16 protein-coding genes are annotated in these 15,941 nt (G+C 67.6%); 11 read left to right on the top strand and 5 right to left on the bottom strand.

Annotated elements, in window-relative coordinates:
- The first annotated feature begins 5 nt into the window (after window positions 1-5).
- From H7F51_RS16930 to H7F51_RS16940, 3 genes are read left to right on the top strand one after another with little or no spacing between them, the layout of a single operon-like run.
- The gene (locus H7F51_RS16930; RefSeq protein ID WP_185665507.1) at window positions 6-536 is read left to right on the top strand and encodes a YdcF family protein; all 531 of its coding nucleotides are present in this window, start codon (window positions 6-8) and stop codon (window positions 534-536) included.
- A complete protein-coding gene (locus H7F51_RS16935; protein WP_343061319.1) occupies window positions 533-1,273 on the top strand; it encodes a lysophospholipid acyltransferase family protein in 741 nt (246 codons plus the stop codon). Before H7F51_RS16930 ends, H7F51_RS16935 begins: the two co-directional genes overlap by 4 nt.
- 10 nt (window positions 1,274-1,283) lie before the next feature.
- Window positions 1,284-2,543 (top strand): NRAMP family divalent metal transporter, encoded by a 1,260-nt coding sequence (locus H7F51_RS16940; protein WP_185665508.1) that lies wholly within the window; start codon window positions 1,284-1,286, stop codon window positions 2,541-2,543.
- Here the strand turns inward: H7F51_RS16940 and H7F51_RS16945 are convergent.
- Both H7F51_RS16945 and H7F51_RS16950 read right to left on the bottom strand, forming a co-directional pair.
- Window positions 2,540-3,454: a prephenate/arogenate dehydrogenase family protein gene (locus H7F51_RS16945; RefSeq protein ID WP_185665509.1), complete on the bottom strand. Its 915-nt coding sequence runs from the start codon at window positions 3,452-3,454 to the stop codon at window positions 2,540-2,542. The two genes, H7F51_RS16940 and H7F51_RS16945, sit on opposite strands and share 4 nt — an antisense overlap.
- Window positions 3,454-4,551 carry a pyridoxal phosphate-dependent aminotransferase gene (locus H7F51_RS16950; protein ID WP_185665510.1) on the bottom strand — a complete coding sequence of 366 codons (1,098 nt, stop codon included), beginning with the start codon at window positions 4,549-4,551 and terminating at the stop codon, window positions 3,454-3,456. The genes H7F51_RS16945 and H7F51_RS16950 overlap by 1 nt, the downstream gene beginning before the upstream one ends.
- Before the next feature lie 88 nt (window positions 4,552-4,639).
- Here H7F51_RS16950 and metX point away from each other — a divergent pair, with 88 nt between their 5' ends.
- Entirely contained in the window at window positions 4,640-5,761 is a 1,122-nt protein-coding gene (gene metX / locus H7F51_RS16955) for a homoserine O-acetyltransferase MetX (RefSeq protein WP_185665511.1), read from the top strand.
- Window positions 5,758-6,345 (top strand): methionine biosynthesis protein MetW, encoded by a 588-nt coding sequence (gene metW / locus H7F51_RS16960; RefSeq protein ID WP_185665512.1) that lies wholly within the window; start codon window positions 5,758-5,760, stop codon window positions 6,343-6,345. Before metX ends, metW begins: the two co-directional genes overlap by 4 nt.
- A gap of 148 nt (window positions 6,346-6,493) precedes the next feature.
- Here the strand turns inward: metW and fdhD are convergent, their stop codons facing one another.
- Window positions 6,494-7,273: a formate dehydrogenase accessory sulfurtransferase FdhD gene (gene fdhD / locus H7F51_RS16965; protein WP_185665513.1), complete on the bottom strand. Its 780-nt coding sequence runs from the start codon at window positions 7,271-7,273 to the stop codon at window positions 6,494-6,496.
- A gap of 7 nt (window positions 7,274-7,280) precedes the next feature.
- Window positions 7,281-7,664: a VOC family protein gene (locus H7F51_RS16970; RefSeq protein ID WP_185665514.1), complete on the bottom strand. Its 384-nt coding sequence runs from the start codon at window positions 7,662-7,664 to the stop codon at window positions 7,281-7,283.
- A 142-nt stretch (window positions 7,665-7,806) separates the two neighbouring features.
- On the opposite strand from H7F51_RS16970, the gene H7F51_RS16975 reads away from it, so the two are divergent.
- Entirely contained in the window at window positions 7,807-8,187 is a 381-nt protein-coding gene (locus tag H7F51_RS16975) for a hypothetical protein (protein ID WP_185665515.1), read from the top strand.
- Between the two features lie 90 nt (window positions 8,188-8,277).
- Window positions 8,278-8,949, top strand: coding sequence for a glutathione S-transferase family protein (locus H7F51_RS16980; protein ID WP_185665572.1), 672 nt, complete (start codon window positions 8,278-8,280; stop codon window positions 8,947-8,949).
- A gap of 52 nt (window positions 8,950-9,001) precedes the next feature.
- Here the strand turns inward: H7F51_RS16980 and H7F51_RS16985 are convergent, their stop codons facing one another.
- Entirely contained in the window at window positions 9,002-9,943 is a 942-nt protein-coding gene (locus H7F51_RS16985) for a complex I NDUFA9 subunit family protein (protein ID WP_185665516.1), read from the bottom strand.
- 245 nt (window positions 9,944-10,188) lie between these two features.
- Between H7F51_RS16985 and gmd the strand changes: the two genes are divergently transcribed.
- From gmd to ftsH, 4 genes are all read left to right on the top strand, one after another.
- Window positions 10,189-11,322: a GDP-mannose 4,6-dehydratase gene (gene gmd, locus H7F51_RS16990; RefSeq protein ID WP_185665517.1), complete on the top strand. Its 1,134-nt coding sequence runs from the start codon at window positions 10,189-10,191 to the stop codon at window positions 11,320-11,322.
- Window positions 11,323-11,354: 32 nt separating this feature from the next.
- Window positions 11,355-12,677: an FAD-binding oxidoreductase gene (locus tag H7F51_RS16995; protein WP_185665518.1), complete on the top strand. Its 1,323-nt coding sequence runs from the start codon at window positions 11,355-11,357 to the stop codon at window positions 12,675-12,677.
- Window positions 12,674-13,414 carry an SDR family oxidoreductase gene (locus H7F51_RS17000; protein ID WP_185665519.1) on the top strand — a complete coding sequence of 247 codons (741 nt, stop codon included), beginning with the start codon at window positions 12,674-12,676 and terminating at the stop codon, window positions 13,412-13,414. The genes H7F51_RS16995 and H7F51_RS17000 overlap by 4 nt, the downstream gene beginning before the upstream one ends.
- A gap of 533 nt (window positions 13,415-13,947) precedes the next feature.
- Window positions 13,948-15,882, top strand: a complete 1,935-nt coding sequence (gene ftsH / locus H7F51_RS17005) for an ATP-dependent zinc metalloprotease FtsH (protein ID WP_185665520.1) — start codon at window positions 13,948-13,950, stop codon at window positions 15,880-15,882.
- Window positions 15,883-15,941 lie beyond the last annotated feature (59 nt).

Consider the following 15,941-nt stretch of genomic DNA (forward strand, 5'->3'; position numbering starts at 1 on the left):
CCCATATGATCCGCCGTATTTGCTCTTCGCTTCTCCTCCTGTGGATGCTCGGCTTCCTCTGGTTCGCCGTGTTCCTGCCGCGCCCAGCCGGCGGGGAAAAGACCGACGCCGTGGTCGTGCTGACCGGCTCGGGCGGGCGGATCGACCGCGGGCTGGAAGTGCTTTCGAGCAAGCTGGCCCCGCGCATGCTGGTCTCGGGCGTGGACCGCGAGGTGACCGCGCGCCAGTTCGCCGCGCAGTACCATATCCCCCGCGCCCGCATGTCCTGCTGCATCACGCTCGGCTACGAATCGGTCGACACCCGCTCCAATGCGCGCGAAGCGGCGCAGTGGATTGCGAAGAACGGCTTCACCTCGGTCCGTCTGGTGACGAGCGACTGGCACATCCGCCGCGCCGCCTTCGACCTGTCGCAGGTCGCGCCGCCGGGCCTCACCGTGGTCGAGGACGCGGTCTCGACCCGGCCCAGCTTCAAGGTGCTGTTCCTTGAATACCACAAGCTGCTGGCGCGGCTGGTGCAGCGGGTGACCGGCTCGTGACCGCGTCCCCGCTCGCGCCAGAGCTTGCTCAGCCGCTTCCCCCGGCCGGCCCGGCCGACGTGCTGCGCAGCCTCGCCTTCTACTTGATTTATTATGGCGCGACCGTGCTGCTCGCCTTCGTGGTGACCTTTCGCCTGATCATGCCGGGCCGCGGCTTCGTTCACACGGTCCACACCTGGGTCCGGTTCCATCGCTGGTGCGTCGAGCATATCCTGCGGATCGAGGTCAGGATCGAAGGACAGGTGCCGGTCGCCCCGGTGCTGGTGGCGATGAAGCACGAGAGCTATTTCGAAGCGATCGACATGCCGGTCCTGCTCTCCTATCCGGCGGTTTTCGCCAAGATCGAGCTGCTGCACATGCCGCTGTGGGGCCGCGCCGGGCGGCACTACGGCCTGATCGGGGTCGAGCGCGATCAGGGGGCCAAGGCCCTGCGCACGATGATCAGCGAGGCGAAGAAGCGTGTTGCCGAGGGGCGCCCGCTGGCGATCTTTCCCGAAGGCACCCGCGTGCAGCACGGCACCCGCCCGCCGCTCCAGGCGGGGTTCGCCGGGATCTACAAGCTGATCGGCGTGCCGGTCGTGCCGATCGCGATCGACAGCGGCGCGCGCTACAAGCGGCGCTGGAAAAAGCCGGGGCGGATCACCATCCGGATCGGCGAGACCATCCCGCCCGGTCTCCCGCGCGAGGAGATCGAGGCGCGCGTCCACGCCGCGATCAACGTGCTGAATCCTGCATGACCGTGCCGGCATGAGCGAGCCGGAGCGCAAGCGCCGCTGGTACGAGGTGCTGGGGCCGGGGCTGGTGACCGGCGCGGCCGACGACGATCCCTCCGGCGTCGGCACGTACAGCCAGGTCGGCGCGCAGTTCGGCTATTCGCTTGGCTGGACCCTGTTCTTCGGCTTTCCGCTGCTCGCCTCGATCCAGGCGGTCTGCGCCCAGATCGGCGCAGTGACCGGCAAGGGGATCGCCCGCAATCTCAGGCAGCACTATCCCCGCTCGCTCCTGCGCGTGACGGTCCTGCTCCTGCTGGTCGCCAATGTGGTCAACATAGGCGCCGATCTTGGCGCTATGGCCGCCTCGGTCGCCCTGCTGCTGCCGGGCAATGCGATGGCCTGGGTCGTGGGCTTCGGGGTGGTCTCGGTCGTGCTCGAGGTCTGGCTGAGCTACGAGCGCTATGCCGCTGTTCTGAAATGGACCACGCTCTCGCTGTTCGCCTATGTCGCGGTGGCCTTCGTCGCCCATGTCCCGGTGCTGGAGGCGCTGCGCGGCCTCACCGTGCCCTCCTTCAGCTTCGGCAAGGAACAGGCCATGGCGCTCGTCGCCGTGTTCGGCACCACGATCAGTCCCTACCTGTTCTTCTGGCAGGCTGGGCAGGAAGTGGAGGAACAGCACCGCCGCCACGTCAAGCCGCTGATGGTCAGCCCCCGGCAGTTCGTCGGTGAGGAATTGGCGCGGATCCGGCTCGATACGCTGGTTGGCATGGGCTTTTCCCACATCACCGCGATCTTCATCGTCGTGGCCACGGCGGCGACGCTCCACGCGCACGGCATCCGCGAAATCGCCAGCGCCGCCCAGGCTGCCGAGGCCCTGCGCCCGATCGCGGGCGACCTTGCCTTCGCTCTCTTCGCGCTGGGGATTGTCGGCACCGGCCTGCTCGCCGTGCCGATCCTCGCGGGCTCCGCCGCCTATGCGGTCAGCGAGACGTTCGACTGGGTCGAAGGTCTCGACCGCAAGCCGCGCGAGGCCAAGGCCTTCTACGCGATCATTGCCCTGGCCACGGCGGGCGGCATGGCGCTCAACCTGCTGGCGATCGACCCGATGCAGGCGCTCTATTGGGCCGCCGTGGTCAACGGTCTGCTCGCCCCGCCGCTGATGGTGGTGACCATGCTGATCTCGCGCAATCCCAGGGTCATGCACAAGCATGTCATTTCGCCGTGGCTGGCCTTCGGCGGCTGGGTCTCGACCGCGGTGATGACTGCGGTCGCGGCGGTGTTCCTGCTGAGTTAGCCCTGACCGTTATGGTCGGACCGCCCGAAGTCGGGCCGCGCGTCGTCCTGGCCCTGTTCGATGATCGAGCGGCGGATCGCGCGGGTGCGGGTGAAGTGATCGAACAACCTGTCGCCCTCGCCGTTGCGGATCGAGCGCTGCAGGGCGGTCAGGTCCTCGGTGAAGCGCTGGAGGATTTCCAGCACGGCATCGCGGTTGGACAGGAACACGTCGCGCCACATCGTCGGGTCGGAAGCGGCGATGCGGGTAAAGTCGCGGAAGCCGCCCGCCGAATACTTGATCACCTCGCTCTGGGTCACTTCCTCGAGGTCCGAGGCCGTGCCGACGATGGTATAGGCGATGAGGTGCGGCACATGGCTGGTGACTGCGAGCACCAGATCGTGATGCTGCGGGTTCATCAGCTCGACATGGGCGCCGAGCCCTTCCCAGAACTGGACCAGCTTGGTCAGCAGGATCGGATTGGCATCGTCCGGCGGGGTGACGATGCACCAGCGCCGCCCGAACAGGCTGGCAAAGCCCGCGTCCGGGCCGGAGTTTTCCGTGCCCGCAACCGGGTGGGCCGGGATGATCGCCACGCCGGGCAGGGCCTCGGACAGCGAGGACAGCACGGTCTGCTTGGACGAGCCGACGTCGCTCACCAGCACGCCCGGCTTGAGGTGGCCCGCCACTTCGCGCGCTGCGGCGCCCATCGCGCCGACCGGCACGCAGAACACCACGAGGTCGGCCCCCGCCACGGCCTCGGCCGCCGTCTCGCACACCTGCGCCACCAGTCCGCGCGCCCGTGCCCGCTCGCGCGTCGCCGGGTCGGCGTCATAGCCGGTGGTGTGCACACCGGGCAGATACTCCTGCACGGCCAGCCCGGTCGATCCGCCCAGCAGCCCCAGCCCGATGATCGCGACCGCTCCGAACATCACGCAGCCTTGGCCAGATCGCGCAGGATGCGGACGATGTCGTTCATCTGCTCGGCCGTGCCGATGGTGATGCGCAGCCCATGCGGCAGGCCCTGTCCCGGCAGCCAGCGGACGATGTAGCCCTGCGCGGCAAGCCCGTTGTAGGCCGTCTCGGCGGTCAGCTTGCCCTCGAACAGCACCAGCACGAAATTGGCCTCGCTCGGCACCGGGCGCAGGCCGTGGTTGGCAAGGCCGCCAAGCGCCGTGACGAAGCGCGCCCGCTCGGCCGCGTTGTGGCGGCGCGAATGGTCGACGAACTCCTGGTGCTCGACCGCCGCAAGCGTCGCCGCCTGGGCCGAATTGCTGAGCGGAAACGGCCCGCGGATGCGGTTCATCGTCCCGATCAGTTCCGCCGCGCCGGTTGCCCAGCCGACCCGATCTCCAGCCAGCCCATAAGCCTTGGAGAAGGTGCGGGTGACCAGCACGTTGCCGGCCGTCTCCGCCAGCGCCAGCGCCCCGTCGTCATCCTCGGGCGCGACATATTCGGCATAGGCCTGATCGATCACCAGCAGCACGTCGCCCGGCAGCGCCGCGTGGAGCCGCGCGATTTCGCCCTGCGGCAGGTATGAGCCGGTCGGGTTGTTGGGGTTGGCGATGAACACCACGCGCGTCCGCTCGCTCACCAGGGCGAGCAGGGCATCGACGTCCGTGCCATAGTCGTCATCCGGCGCGATCACGGGGGTCGCCCCGCAGCGGCGCGCGGCGATGTCGTAAAGCGAAAAGCCGTAGCGGACGTAGAGCACCTCGTCCCCCGGCCCGGCATAGCAGCCCGCCGCGATGGCCAGCAGCTCGCCCGATCCGGTGCCGCAGACGATGCGGGCCGGGTCGATCCCGTGCAGGGCGCCGAGCGCCTTGCGAAGGGCGTGGCTGTCCGGATCGGGATAGAGCGACGGCTTCACCGCATGGTCGCGCGCCAGCAGCGCCGCCGGGCTGGTGCCGAGCGGGTTCTCGTTGGCCGAAAGCTTGATCAGCGGGCGCCCGTCCGCGCCGGCCGACTTGCCGGGGACATAGGCGTGGATCTCGGCGATCCAGGGCTTGGGGGCGGGAAGCTTGGTCATGACGGCTGGCCCTTAGCAGGCTTGCGCGCGTTTGACAGCCTCGCTTGCATTGACACCGTGCCTGCGGTCCCCCAATTCGCTTGCCATTATGGCGACCGCACCGCTCCTTGCCTCCAGCACCGTGCTGGACCTTGCCCAGCCGCTCCCGCTCGATGGCGGGCAGCAGCTCGACGGCGTGCGCATTGCCTACGAAACCTACGGCACCCTCGCGGCAGACCGCTCCAACGCCATCCTGATCTGCCATGCGCTGACCGGGGACCAGCACGTCGCCAGCCCGCACCCGATCACCGGCAAGCCCGGTTGGTGGGTGCGCATGGTCGGTCCCGGCAAGCCGATCGACACTGACCGCTTCTTCGTGATCTGCGCCAACGTCCTCGGCTCCTGCATGGGCTCGACCGGCCCGGCCAGCCTTGCGCCCGATGGCAAGCCGTGGGGCATGCGCTTCCCGGTGATCACCGTGCGCGACATGGTCCGCGCCCACGTCGCCCTGCTCGACGCGCTCGGGATCGACTGCCTTCACGCCGTGGTCGGCGGCTCGATGGGCGGGATGCAGGCGCTCAGCCTCGCCGCCAATTTCCCCGAGCGGGCCGCCGCCGTGCTGGTCCTCGCCTCGACTGCGCGCCACTCCGCGCAGAACATCGCCTTCCACGAGGTCGGGCGCCAGGCGATCATGGCCGATCCCAAGTGGAAGGATGGGGACTATTACGGAAGCGCCGGGCAAGGGGGCAAGGGCCCGGAAAAGGGCCTCGCCGTCGCCCGCATGGCCGCGCACATCACCTATCTTTCCGAAGAGGGGATGCACGACAAGTTCGGCCGCAACCTGCAGGACCGTTCGGAAAAGACCTTCGGCTTCGACGCCGATTTCCAGGTCGAATCCTACCTGCGCTACCAGGGCCTTTCGTTCATCGAGCGGTTCGATGCCAACTCGTACCTCTACATCACCCGGGCGATGGACTATTTCGATCTGGCCGAGGAACACGGCGGGCGTCTCGCCGATGCCTTCGCGAACAGCACGGCGCGCTTCTGCCTCGTCTCCTTCGATACGGACTGGCTCTATCCCACCCCCGAATCGCGTTCGATCGCCCATGCGCTCAACGCCGCCGGCTGTCCGGTCAGCTTCATGGAACTGTCGGCCCCCTTCGGGCACGATTCCTTCCTGCTCGAAGTCCCCGCGCTTGACGGGGTGATCAAGGGCTTCCTCGGGGCATGAACGCGCTGCGCCCGGATCTCGCGATCATCGCGGACAATGTGTCGCCCAGCGCCAGCGTGCTAGACGTCGGCTGCGGCGATGGCGCGCTGCTCTCGGCCCTGCGCGAAAAGGGCTGCGATGCGCGCGGGATGGAGCTTGATCCCCACAACGTCGCCGAATGCGTGGCGCGCGGGCTCTCGGTCATCCAGGGCGATGCCGACAAGGATCTCGTCTTCTACCCCGACAAGGCGTTCGACTGCGCGATCCTCAGCCAGACCCTGCAGACCACGATGCGCCCCGACAAGGTGCTCGACGAACTGCTCCGGATCGGGCGCAAGGCGGTGGTCTCGTTCCCCAATTTCGCCCACTGGCGGGTGCGCCTCTCGCTGCTGTGGGGCGGCCGCATGCCGGTCACGCGCCTGCTGCCCGTGGCCTGGTACGAAACGCCCAACATCCACCACCTGACGATCGACGATTTCCGCGCCCTGATGGCCGAACGCGGGATAAAGGTCGAACACGCCTGGTTCCTCAAGGGTGATCGCCAGACCAGCGCCACGGCCGCCAACTTCCGCGCCGAACACGCCGTCTTCCTGATCTCGCGCTAAGGCGCCCTCATCTCCCGCGCCTCGTCATTGCGAGGAGCGAAGCATCCCGCTCACCCGTCGTCATTGCGAGGAGCGCGGCGACGAAGCAATCCAGGGCGGTTGAGCGCAGCGGCCTTGGATTCCTCCGCTGCGCTCGCAAAGAAGTGACTCAATCCACCCGCGAAGCATCATTCACGCAGGTCACGCTGTCCCCCCGCGCCAGAACCCAGAGCGATAGCCCTGCCGCCTTGGCCCGCTCCACCGCCAGCGAGGTCGGCAGCGAAACCGTAACCAGCGTGGTCGCCCCCGCCTTCACCGCCTTCTCGACGATCTCGTAGCTGCACCTTGCGGTCGAGAGCACGAAGCCGCCGTCCAGCGGCCAGCCGGTCCGCGCCATGCCGCCGATCAGCTTGTCGAGCGCGTTGTGGCGGCCCACGTCCTCGCGGATCTCGGCGATCCGGCCCGAGGGTGTGCACCAGGCCGCGGCATGTGCCGCCCCGGTGCGGCGGTTCAGGTCCTGCCGCTCGGGCAGTTCCTCCAGCGCGGCAAAGATCGCCTGCGGGTCGATCGGCTCGTGCGCCGCCACCGGGGGCAGGGGCCGTGTCACTTCGGCGAGGTTCTCCATCCCGCACAGGCCGCAGCTCGATTCGGCCACGCGCGTGCGCACCCGCTCGGTCAGCCGCTCGATCCCGAGGCCCGCCAGCCTTGCCCGCACGATCCAGCCCTGCTCGACCTCGGCCAGCCCCACGTCGGTCACGTCGTCCGCGCTCGTCGCCAATCCTTCCGACAGGGCAAAGCCCGTGGCAAAGTCGACGAGGTACTCGGGCGTGGCCATCATCACTGCATAGGCAAGGCCATTGAACTCGAGCGCGACCGGGGCTTCCGGCACCCAGTCGCGCGTGACCGGGCGCAGCGCGCCCTCGGCCGATACGGTGAAAGCGTCGGTCATCGCCGCCTCAGCCGTAGCGATAGACCGCGCAGAGCTTGTTGCCGGTCTGGTCGCGCAGATAGGCAAGGTAGAGGTGCCCGAAGGGACCGTTGCGCTCGCCCGGCGGGCTTTCCGCCGTCGTCCCGCCATTGGCGATGCCGGCGGCGTGCCAGGCATCGATCTGTTCCGGGCTCTCGGCCTGAAAGCCAATGGTAACGCCGTTGCCGAAGGTCGCAGGCTCGCCGTTGACCGGCTTCGTCACCAGCAGCACGCCGCCCTTGTGAATGTAGCGCACGCGGCTGCCGTCCGATGCGGGCACGCCCGGCTCGCCGCCGAGAGCGGTGAACAGCGCGTCGTACAACTGCTGCGAGGCGGGAACGTCATTGCTGCCGACAGTGATGTGAGTGAACATGGAGGCTCCGCTTGGTTGGGTCGCTCTGGTCTGTGCCCGGCATGGTTCTTGGGCCGAAATCCGCTCCGGCACAATCGCCAGTCTGGCGCTTCAGCCATTTTGGATGAGTGCCATTCAGGTTCGGGCGGCTATGAGGCCCGCGATGAAAAACCGCGCCGCCCTTTCCCTCGCCCTGCTGGCCTCGGCCGCCTGCTCCCTCTCCGCTCCCGCTTTCGCCGCCCGTCCGCTCACGGCGGACGAGCGCATGGCCCTGCGCTGCGGCGCGGCCTTCGCCGTTGTCGCCACCGGTCAGGCCCGGGGCGATGCGGCGATGAAGCAATATCCGCCCATGGCCCAGCGCGGCCGCGAATACTTCGTGCGCCTCGCCGCGCAGCTGATGGACGATGCCGGGATGGACGAGGCCGGGGTGCGCGCTGCCGCCCGCGCCGAGGCGCAGGTCCTCGCCCGCCAGCGCGGGGTGGAGGGGATGATGCCCTTCTGCCTCAAGATGCTCGATGCCCAGCCCGGTTTCGCGCCCCGATAAATCCCCGCCGCGATAAACAGGCAGTATTCACCGGTTATTTGCGCACCCGGCGGTTGATCTTGGCCGCCGCACTGCGGCATGGCCGTATCCATGTGGCAGCTTTACCAGTTTCCTCTTTGTCCCTTCAGCCGCAAGGTTCGCCTGCACCTCGCGGAAAAGGGCATTCCCTTTGAGCTGTGGCGCGAAAATCCGTGGGACATGCGCGACGAATTCGTGGTGATGAACCCGGCCGCGCGCACCCCGGTGATCCGCAACGAGGAACGCGGCATCACCGTGGTCGATAGCCGTGCAATCTCCGAATATTTCGAGGAAACGGTCGACAAGAACCCGATGATCAACGGCACCTCGGCCAACCGGGCCGAGATCCGCCGCCTCGTCGCCCTGTTCGACGAGAATTTCTACGGCGACGTCACCGCTCCGCTTCTGCACGAACGGATGAAGAAGCGCCTCGTCTATCGCCAGTCGCCCGACAGCCGGATGCTGCGCGAGGCGATGAAGCTGGCGCACGAGCATCTCGAATATATCGACTATCTGATCGATACCCGCCCCTGGCTGGCCGGCGCGACGATGAGCCTCGCCGATCTTGCCGCCGCCGCCCAGATCTCGGTGGCGGACTACCTTGGCGGGCTCGACTGGTCGGGCCATGAACAGGCCAAAGGCTGGTACTCGGTGTTCAAGAGCCGCCCCAGCTTCCGCCCCCTGCTGGCCGAACGCATGGAAGTGATTCAGCCGCCGAGCCACTATGCGGACGTGAACTGGTAAGATTGTACCCTAATTCGTCATTGCTTCGCTGCGCTCGCAATACCGAGGGTGCTTACGCGAGGCCCCGCTTGTCGCCAAAGCGGCCGTGCTTGCGGTAGCGCACCAGCCAGCGGTCAAGAAACAACCCCATCGGCCGCGCCGTCACGCCCAGCGCCTTCAGCCCCGGCAGCCCGGTGCCGACATTGCCCGCGCGCAGCAGGGCCAGCTGGTCCGAGCTGATCGGCGTGCCGGGCACGGCGGCGATCACGGTCGAGACGATCTCGGGCAGCGGCGCGAACAGCGGCTTGCGGCCCTCGCCGGCGGCGATCCGCTGGTTCAGCTCCAGCATGGTCACCACTTCCGGGCCGACCAGTTCAAACGTCTTGCCGCCGAAGCGGGCCGGGTCGGGCAGGGCCGAAGCGACTGCCTGGGCCACGTCGTCGATGAAGACCGGCTGCAGCTTCGCCTCGGGGCAGAACACCGGCAGGACCGGGGCCGAGGCGATCAGGGCGGCGAACATGTTGATGAACTTGTCGTCCGGCCCGAACACCACCGAGGGGCGCAGCACGGTCGCCTTGGGGAAGGCGGCGAGCACGGCCTGCTCGCCTTCGCCCTTGGTCCGCGCATAGTCGGTGGCGGCATTGGCGTCGGCGCCATTGGCCGAACCCAGCACGAAGGCCGATGCGCCCGCGGCGCTGGCGGCGGCGGCAAGGGCGGCCGGCGCGCGCACGTGCAGCGCATCGAGATCGCCGGTAAACGAGCCCGCGAGATAGACCACCGCGTCGGCCCCTGCCACCAGCTTGGCGGCATCCGTCTTGGTCACGTCGGCGCGGACGAACTGGATCTGGCCGAGGTTGGCCAGCGGCCTCAGCTTCACGGCCCGTTCCGGATGGCGGCAGATCACCCTGAGCCTTGCCCCGCGCCCCAGCAGTTCCTGCGCGGCGTGGGAGCCGATGAAGCCATCCCCGCCGACGAGGACGACGAGCTTGCCGGAAAGGGTATCGGTGCTGGCCATGGTAATCCGTGTGACTCGCGCAAGGTTTCGCTGGTGCGGCCTGCCTTGGCACAGGGCGGCGGCGGCGGCAACAGGGCGCGCTCGCACGGATGTCGCGCCGCTGCGGCGATCGCTTCATCCCGTTGATATTGCACGTGCGAAGCCACGCGATTGACCCGGCGCGGGCGCCTCTCTACGGTCCTTCCCTCACTTGGCGCTGTTCCGCGTCAATGCGATAGCGCGATGCGAAGGACACGGGCGGCGGTATGAGTGATGATTGCAAGGGCAAGGTTGCGCTGATCACCGGAATCACCGGGCAGGACGGCTCCTACCTCGCCGAATTCCTGCTCGCCAAGGGCTACGAGGTGCACGGCATCAAGCGCCGCGCCTCCTCGTTCAACACCCAGCGGATCGACCATATCTATCAGGATCCGCACGCCAATTCGCCCAACCTCAAGCTCCACTACGGCGACCTGTCGGACACCTCGAACCTCACCCGCGTCCTGTCCGAAGTGCGGCCCGACGAGGTCTACAACCTCGGCGCGCAGAGCCATGTCGCAGTCTCGTTCGAGGCGCCGGAATATACCGCCGATGTCGACGGGCTCGGCGCCCTGCGCCTGCTCGAGGCGATCCGCTTCCTCGGCCTCGAGAAGAAGACCCGGTTTTACCAGGCCTCGACCTCGGAGCTTTACGGCCTCGTCCAGGAAACCCCCCAGCGCGAAACCACGCCCTTCCACCCGCGCTCGCCTTATGCCGTGGCCAAGCTCTATGCCTACTGGATCACGGTGAACTACCGCGAGGCCTACGGGATCTACGCCTGCAACGGCATCCTGTTCAATCACGAGAGCCCGCGCCGGGGCGAGACCTTCGTCACCCGCAAGGTCACGCGCGGCCTCGCCAATATCAGCCAGGGCCTCGAAACCTGCCTCTACATGGGCAACCTCGATTCCCTGCGCGACTGGGGCCACGCCAAGGACTATGTCCGGATGCAGTGGCTGATGCTGCAGCAGGACGTGGCCGAAGACTTCGTGATCGCCACCGGCGTCCAGTATTCGGTGCGCCAGTTCATCCTCTGGGCCGCCGCCGAACTCGGCATCACCCTGTCCTTCTCGGGCGAGGGGGTGAACGAGGTGGCCACGGTCGAGGCCGTGGCCGACATCGATGCGGTCACGGTCCGCCCCGGCGACGTGATCGTGCGGGTTGATCCGCGCTATTTCCGCCCGGCCGAGGTCGAGACCCTGCTTGGCGATCCGACCATGGCGCGCGAAAAGCTCGGCTGGGTGCCGGAAATCACCGTGCAGGAGATGTGCGCCGAAATGGTCGCCGATGACCTCAAGACCGCGCGCCGCCATGCCCTGCTCAAGCACCACGGGTTCGAGGTGCCGGTCGCGCTCGAATAGGCGCCAGCCGGGGCCGGAACGGGGGAGACGTAATGCAGCTTTCCGGGTGGGGACGCTATCCGCGGGCGGAGTGCCGGCTCCTGCGTCCGCGCGCCCTGGATGACGTCTCCGCGCTGGTCGGCCAAACCCCGCTGATCGCGCGCGGCAATGGCCGGGCTTACGGCGATGCCGCGCTCGGCGCGCCGGAAACACTCGCCATGGGCCAGTTCAACCGGATGCTCGCCTTTGACGAGGCGAGCGGCATCCTCACCGCCCAGGCCGGGGTGCAACTGGCCGAGGTGATCGACGTGTTCCTGCCGCGCGGCTGGTTCCCCGCCGTCACGCCGGGCACCAAGTTCGTCACCATCGGCGGGGCGATCGCGGCCGACGTCCACGGTAAGAACCACCACAAGGACGGCTCTTTCTCCACCTGCGTCGAATGGATCGACCTTGCCGGGCCGGACGGCACGGTGCGCCGCGCCAGCAAGGCCGAAAATCCCGAGCTTTTCGCATGGACCTGCGGCGGCATGGGCCTGACCGGGGTGATCCTGCGCGCAGCGATCCGCCTGCGCCGGGTGGAAAGCGGCTGGATCCGCCAGCGCAGCCATCCCGCTCCGGGCCTCAGGTCGGCCATGGCCCTGTTCGAGGAAAACCACGCGGCGACCTATTCGGTCGCCTGGATCGATTGCCTCGCCGGGGGCCAGTCGCTCGGCCGCTCGCTCGTGATGACCGGCGAACATGCCGAAGCCGGCGAACTCACCCCGCGCGAAAGCGCCGACCGCTTCGTGCGCCAGGGCAAGCGCGCCAAGGCTGTGCCGTTCGACTTTCCCCAGATCGCGCTCAACCCGCTCAGCGTCCGCGCCTTCAACGAACTCTACTACGGCGTGGGCGCGTGGAACCGGGGCGAGGGGCTGATCGATTACGACAGCTACTTCTATCCGCTCGACGCCCTGCTCGAATGGAACCGGATCTACGGCAGGCGGGGCTTCGCCCAGTTCCAGTGCGTGATCCCGCTCGCCGCCGCCGAGGCGGGCGTGGCCGCGCTGCTGCGCCGCATCGCAAGCTCGGGGCAGGGCTCGTTCCTCGCCGTGCTCAAGCGGATGGGCCCGCAGGAAAGCCGCTTCTCCTTCCCGATGGAGGGATACACGCTCGCGCTCGATTTCCCGGTCAAGGACGCAAGCGCAGCCTTGTTTACCGAACTGGAACGGATCGTCATTGATCATGGCGGCCGGTTCTACCTCGCCAAGGACGCCTTTCTTTCGCCAGAGGCCCTGCGCGCCGCCGATCGACGCACCGGCCAATTCACCGCCATGCGCGCGGCCAGCGGCAGCGCGGGCCGCTTCGTCTCCGCCCTTTCGGAAAGACTTGAACTTTGACCCAGACCATCCTGATTCTCGGCGCCCGCTCCGACATTGGCCTCGCCGTGGCCCATGCCTTCGCGGCCAAGGGCTGGGCGGTCCAGCTCGCCGCCCGCGATGCCGTCGCGCTCAGCGCCGAACAGGCCGACATCGCCGTGCGCTTCAACGTGCCCGTCACCCTGCATGAACTGGACGCGCTCGATCTCGCCGCGCACGAGCGCTTCATCGCCGCCCTCCCGGTCCTGCCCGACGTTGCCGTCACCGCGATCGGCCTGATGGGCGAGCAAGCCGAGAACGAGGCTGACCCGGCCAAGGCCGTCACCGTCCTGCGCAGCAATTTCGAGGGTCCGGCCAACCTCTTCGCCATCCTCGCCAACTGCATGATCGTGCGCGGCTCGGGCACACTCGTCGGGATCAGCTCGGTCGCAGGCATTCGCGGCCGCGCCGCCAACTATGTCTACGGCTCGGCCAAGGCCGGGTTCACCGCTTTCCTCTCTGGCCTCAGGAACCGCCTCGCCAAGGGCAAGACCGGGGTCCACGTCGTCACGGTCCTCCCCGGCTTCGTCAACACCCGGATGACGGCGGGCATGGACCTGCCCAGGAAGCTCACCGCCGAACCGAAGGAACTCGGCCAAGCGGTGTGGAGCGCGGTGGAAAAGGGCAGGGACGTGATCTACGTCCGCCCGATCTGGCGCCTCGTCATGCTGATCATCCGCCACATCCCCGAGGCCGTGTTCAAGAAATTGAGCATCTGACGGGCGCCGCGGCCATCCCCACCGAGGCAGGCCAACCCCAATTCCGTCGCCCCATGCAGCGCTGCCCAATGCGCGAATGTCTCGGCGGAACGGCAGCTTCCGGGCCGCCGAACGGGTGTGCCCATGACGGCAATGTCGGGCCTGCTGCCCCTACCTCCCGTCGCCCTTGGGAAGGTAGGGGCCCATCCTGACTGGCCTCATGGCGTACCGCGCGCGCCATTCCATTTTCCTACACCGCCCGTTCCTGCGATAGTCCCCCGGTTCCTTGAAAAGCGGAGCCCGCTGCGTCCGGGTTGGACAAGTGTCACCCATGCACTTTACGCCAAGTCCTTGAAATCACGTGGTTCACGCAACGAGCACGGGTTACACTCGTGTCACCCTGCCGCGCTCGCCGCCTGCCGGCGCACCGGCAGCTCCGGCACAAATGCCGCAAGCGCTGCCCGGCCGGGCCGATTCCGGCCAGAATCCCGCGCCGTTAGCTTGCCATTCAGCCCTCCCACCCTACATTGCAGGGCGAAAGGATGCCTCCCCCGATGAACGAAGAACAGCCTAACGGAAATCCCTGGCTCAAGAGCCTCCTGGTCTGGGGCGGGATTTTCATGGCCCTGCTGCTGGTTGTCTCGATGTTCGGGGCGCGCGGAGAAACCGGGGGGACCACGATCCCCTATTCGGACTTCCGCGCCAAGGTGGTCGAAGGATCGGTGTCCGAGGTCCAGGTCGGGACCGAGCGGATCAGCGGCCGCTACAAGAGCGGCGAGGCTTTCAACACCGTGCCGATCCCGAACGACACCACGCTGCCCCAGCTGCTGCAGGACAACGGCGTACGTTATCAGGGCAAGGCGCAGGAAGAGCCCAACGTCCTGCTCTACATCCTCGTTCAGGCCTTGCCGTTCATGCTGATCCTCGGCGTGGCCTTCTTCGCCTTGCGCCAGGTCCAGAAGGGCGGCGGCTCGGGCGCAATGGGCTTCGGCAAGTCCAAGGCCAAGATGCTGACCGAGCGTCAGGGCCGCGTCACCTTCAACGACGTCGCCGGCATCGACGAGGCGCGCGAGGAGCTGGAGGAGATCGTCGAATTCCTCCGCGATCCGCAGCGCTTCTCCAAGCTCGGCGGCCAGATCCCCAAGGGCGCCCTGCTGGTCGGCTCGCCCGGCACCGGCAAGACGCTGTTGGCCCGCGCCATCGCGGGTGAGGCGGGCGTGCCCTTTTTCACCATTTCCGGCTCGGACTTCGTTGAGATGTTCGTCGGCGTCGGCGCCAGCCGCGTGCGCGACATGTTCGAGCAGGCCAAGAAGAACGCCCCCTGCATCGTCTTCATTGACGAAATCGACGCGGTCGGCCGCCATCGCGGCCACGGCCTCGGCAATTCGAACGATGAGCGCGAGCAGACCCTCAACCAGTTGCTGGTCGAGATGGACGGCTTCGAGGCCAACGAAGGCATCATCATCATCGCCGCGACCAACCGGCCGGACGTGCTCGACCCGGCGCTGCTGCGCCCGGGGCGGTTCGACCGCCAGGTCGTCGTGCCGATCCCCGACATCGAGGGGCGCGAGAAGATCCTCTCGGTCCACATGAAGAAGGTGCCCTTGGCGCCCGACGTCAACCCGCGCACCATCGCGCGCGGCACGCCGGGCTTCTCCGGCGCCGATCTTGCCAACCTCGTCAACGAGGCGGCCCTGCTCGCGGCGCGCCGCAACAAGCGCCTCGTCGCCATGCAGGAGTTCGAGGACGCCAAGGACAAGGTCATGATGGGCGCCGAGCGCCGCTCGATGGTCATGACCGAGGACGAGAAGAAGATGACCGCCTATCACGAGGCCGGCCATGCCATCGTCTCGGTCCATGAAGATGCCTCGGACCCGATCCACAAGGCCACGATCATCCCGCGCGGCCGGGCGCTGGGCATGGTCATGCGCCTGCCTGAGCGCGATTCCTATTCGTACCACCGTGACAAGATGCACGCGAACCTCTCGGTCGCGATGGGCGGCCGCGTGGCGGAAGAGATCATCTTCGGCCACGACAAGGTCTCCTCGGGCGCCTCGTCCGACATCCAGTACGCCACCTCGCTGGCCCGCAACATGGTCACCAAGTGGGGCATGTCGGACAAGCTGGGGCCGCTGCAGTACGAAGAGCAGCAGGAAGGCTATCTCGGCATGGGCGGCTCGGCGCGACTGTTCGCCTCGGACGAGACCAACAAGTTGATCGACACCGAGATCCGCGAACTGGTTGATGGCGCTCACGCGCGCGCGCGCGACATCCTCAATGCCAATGAACAACAGCTTCACCTGCTCGCCCAGGCTCTGCTCGAGTACGAGACCCTGACCGGCGATGAAATCACCCAGTTGATGAAGGACGGCAAGATCGACCGGCCCGACCGTTCGAGCGGCCCGTCGCAGCCGGTACCGGTGCGCGGCTCGGCCATTCCCAAGGCGGGTCGGCGTTATTCGGGCGGGACGGCTCCGCAAGGAGCCTGACCGCCACGCGCCTGATTGCGGCGCGCTGGTGGCACAACGAAAAAGGCCCCGGTTTCCCG

The sequence above is a fragment of the Novosphingobium flavum genome (assembly GCF_014230315.1).
In the GTDB taxonomy this organism is placed as follows: domain Bacteria; phylum Pseudomonadota; class Alphaproteobacteria; order Sphingomonadales; family Sphingomonadaceae; genus Novosphingobium; species Novosphingobium flavum.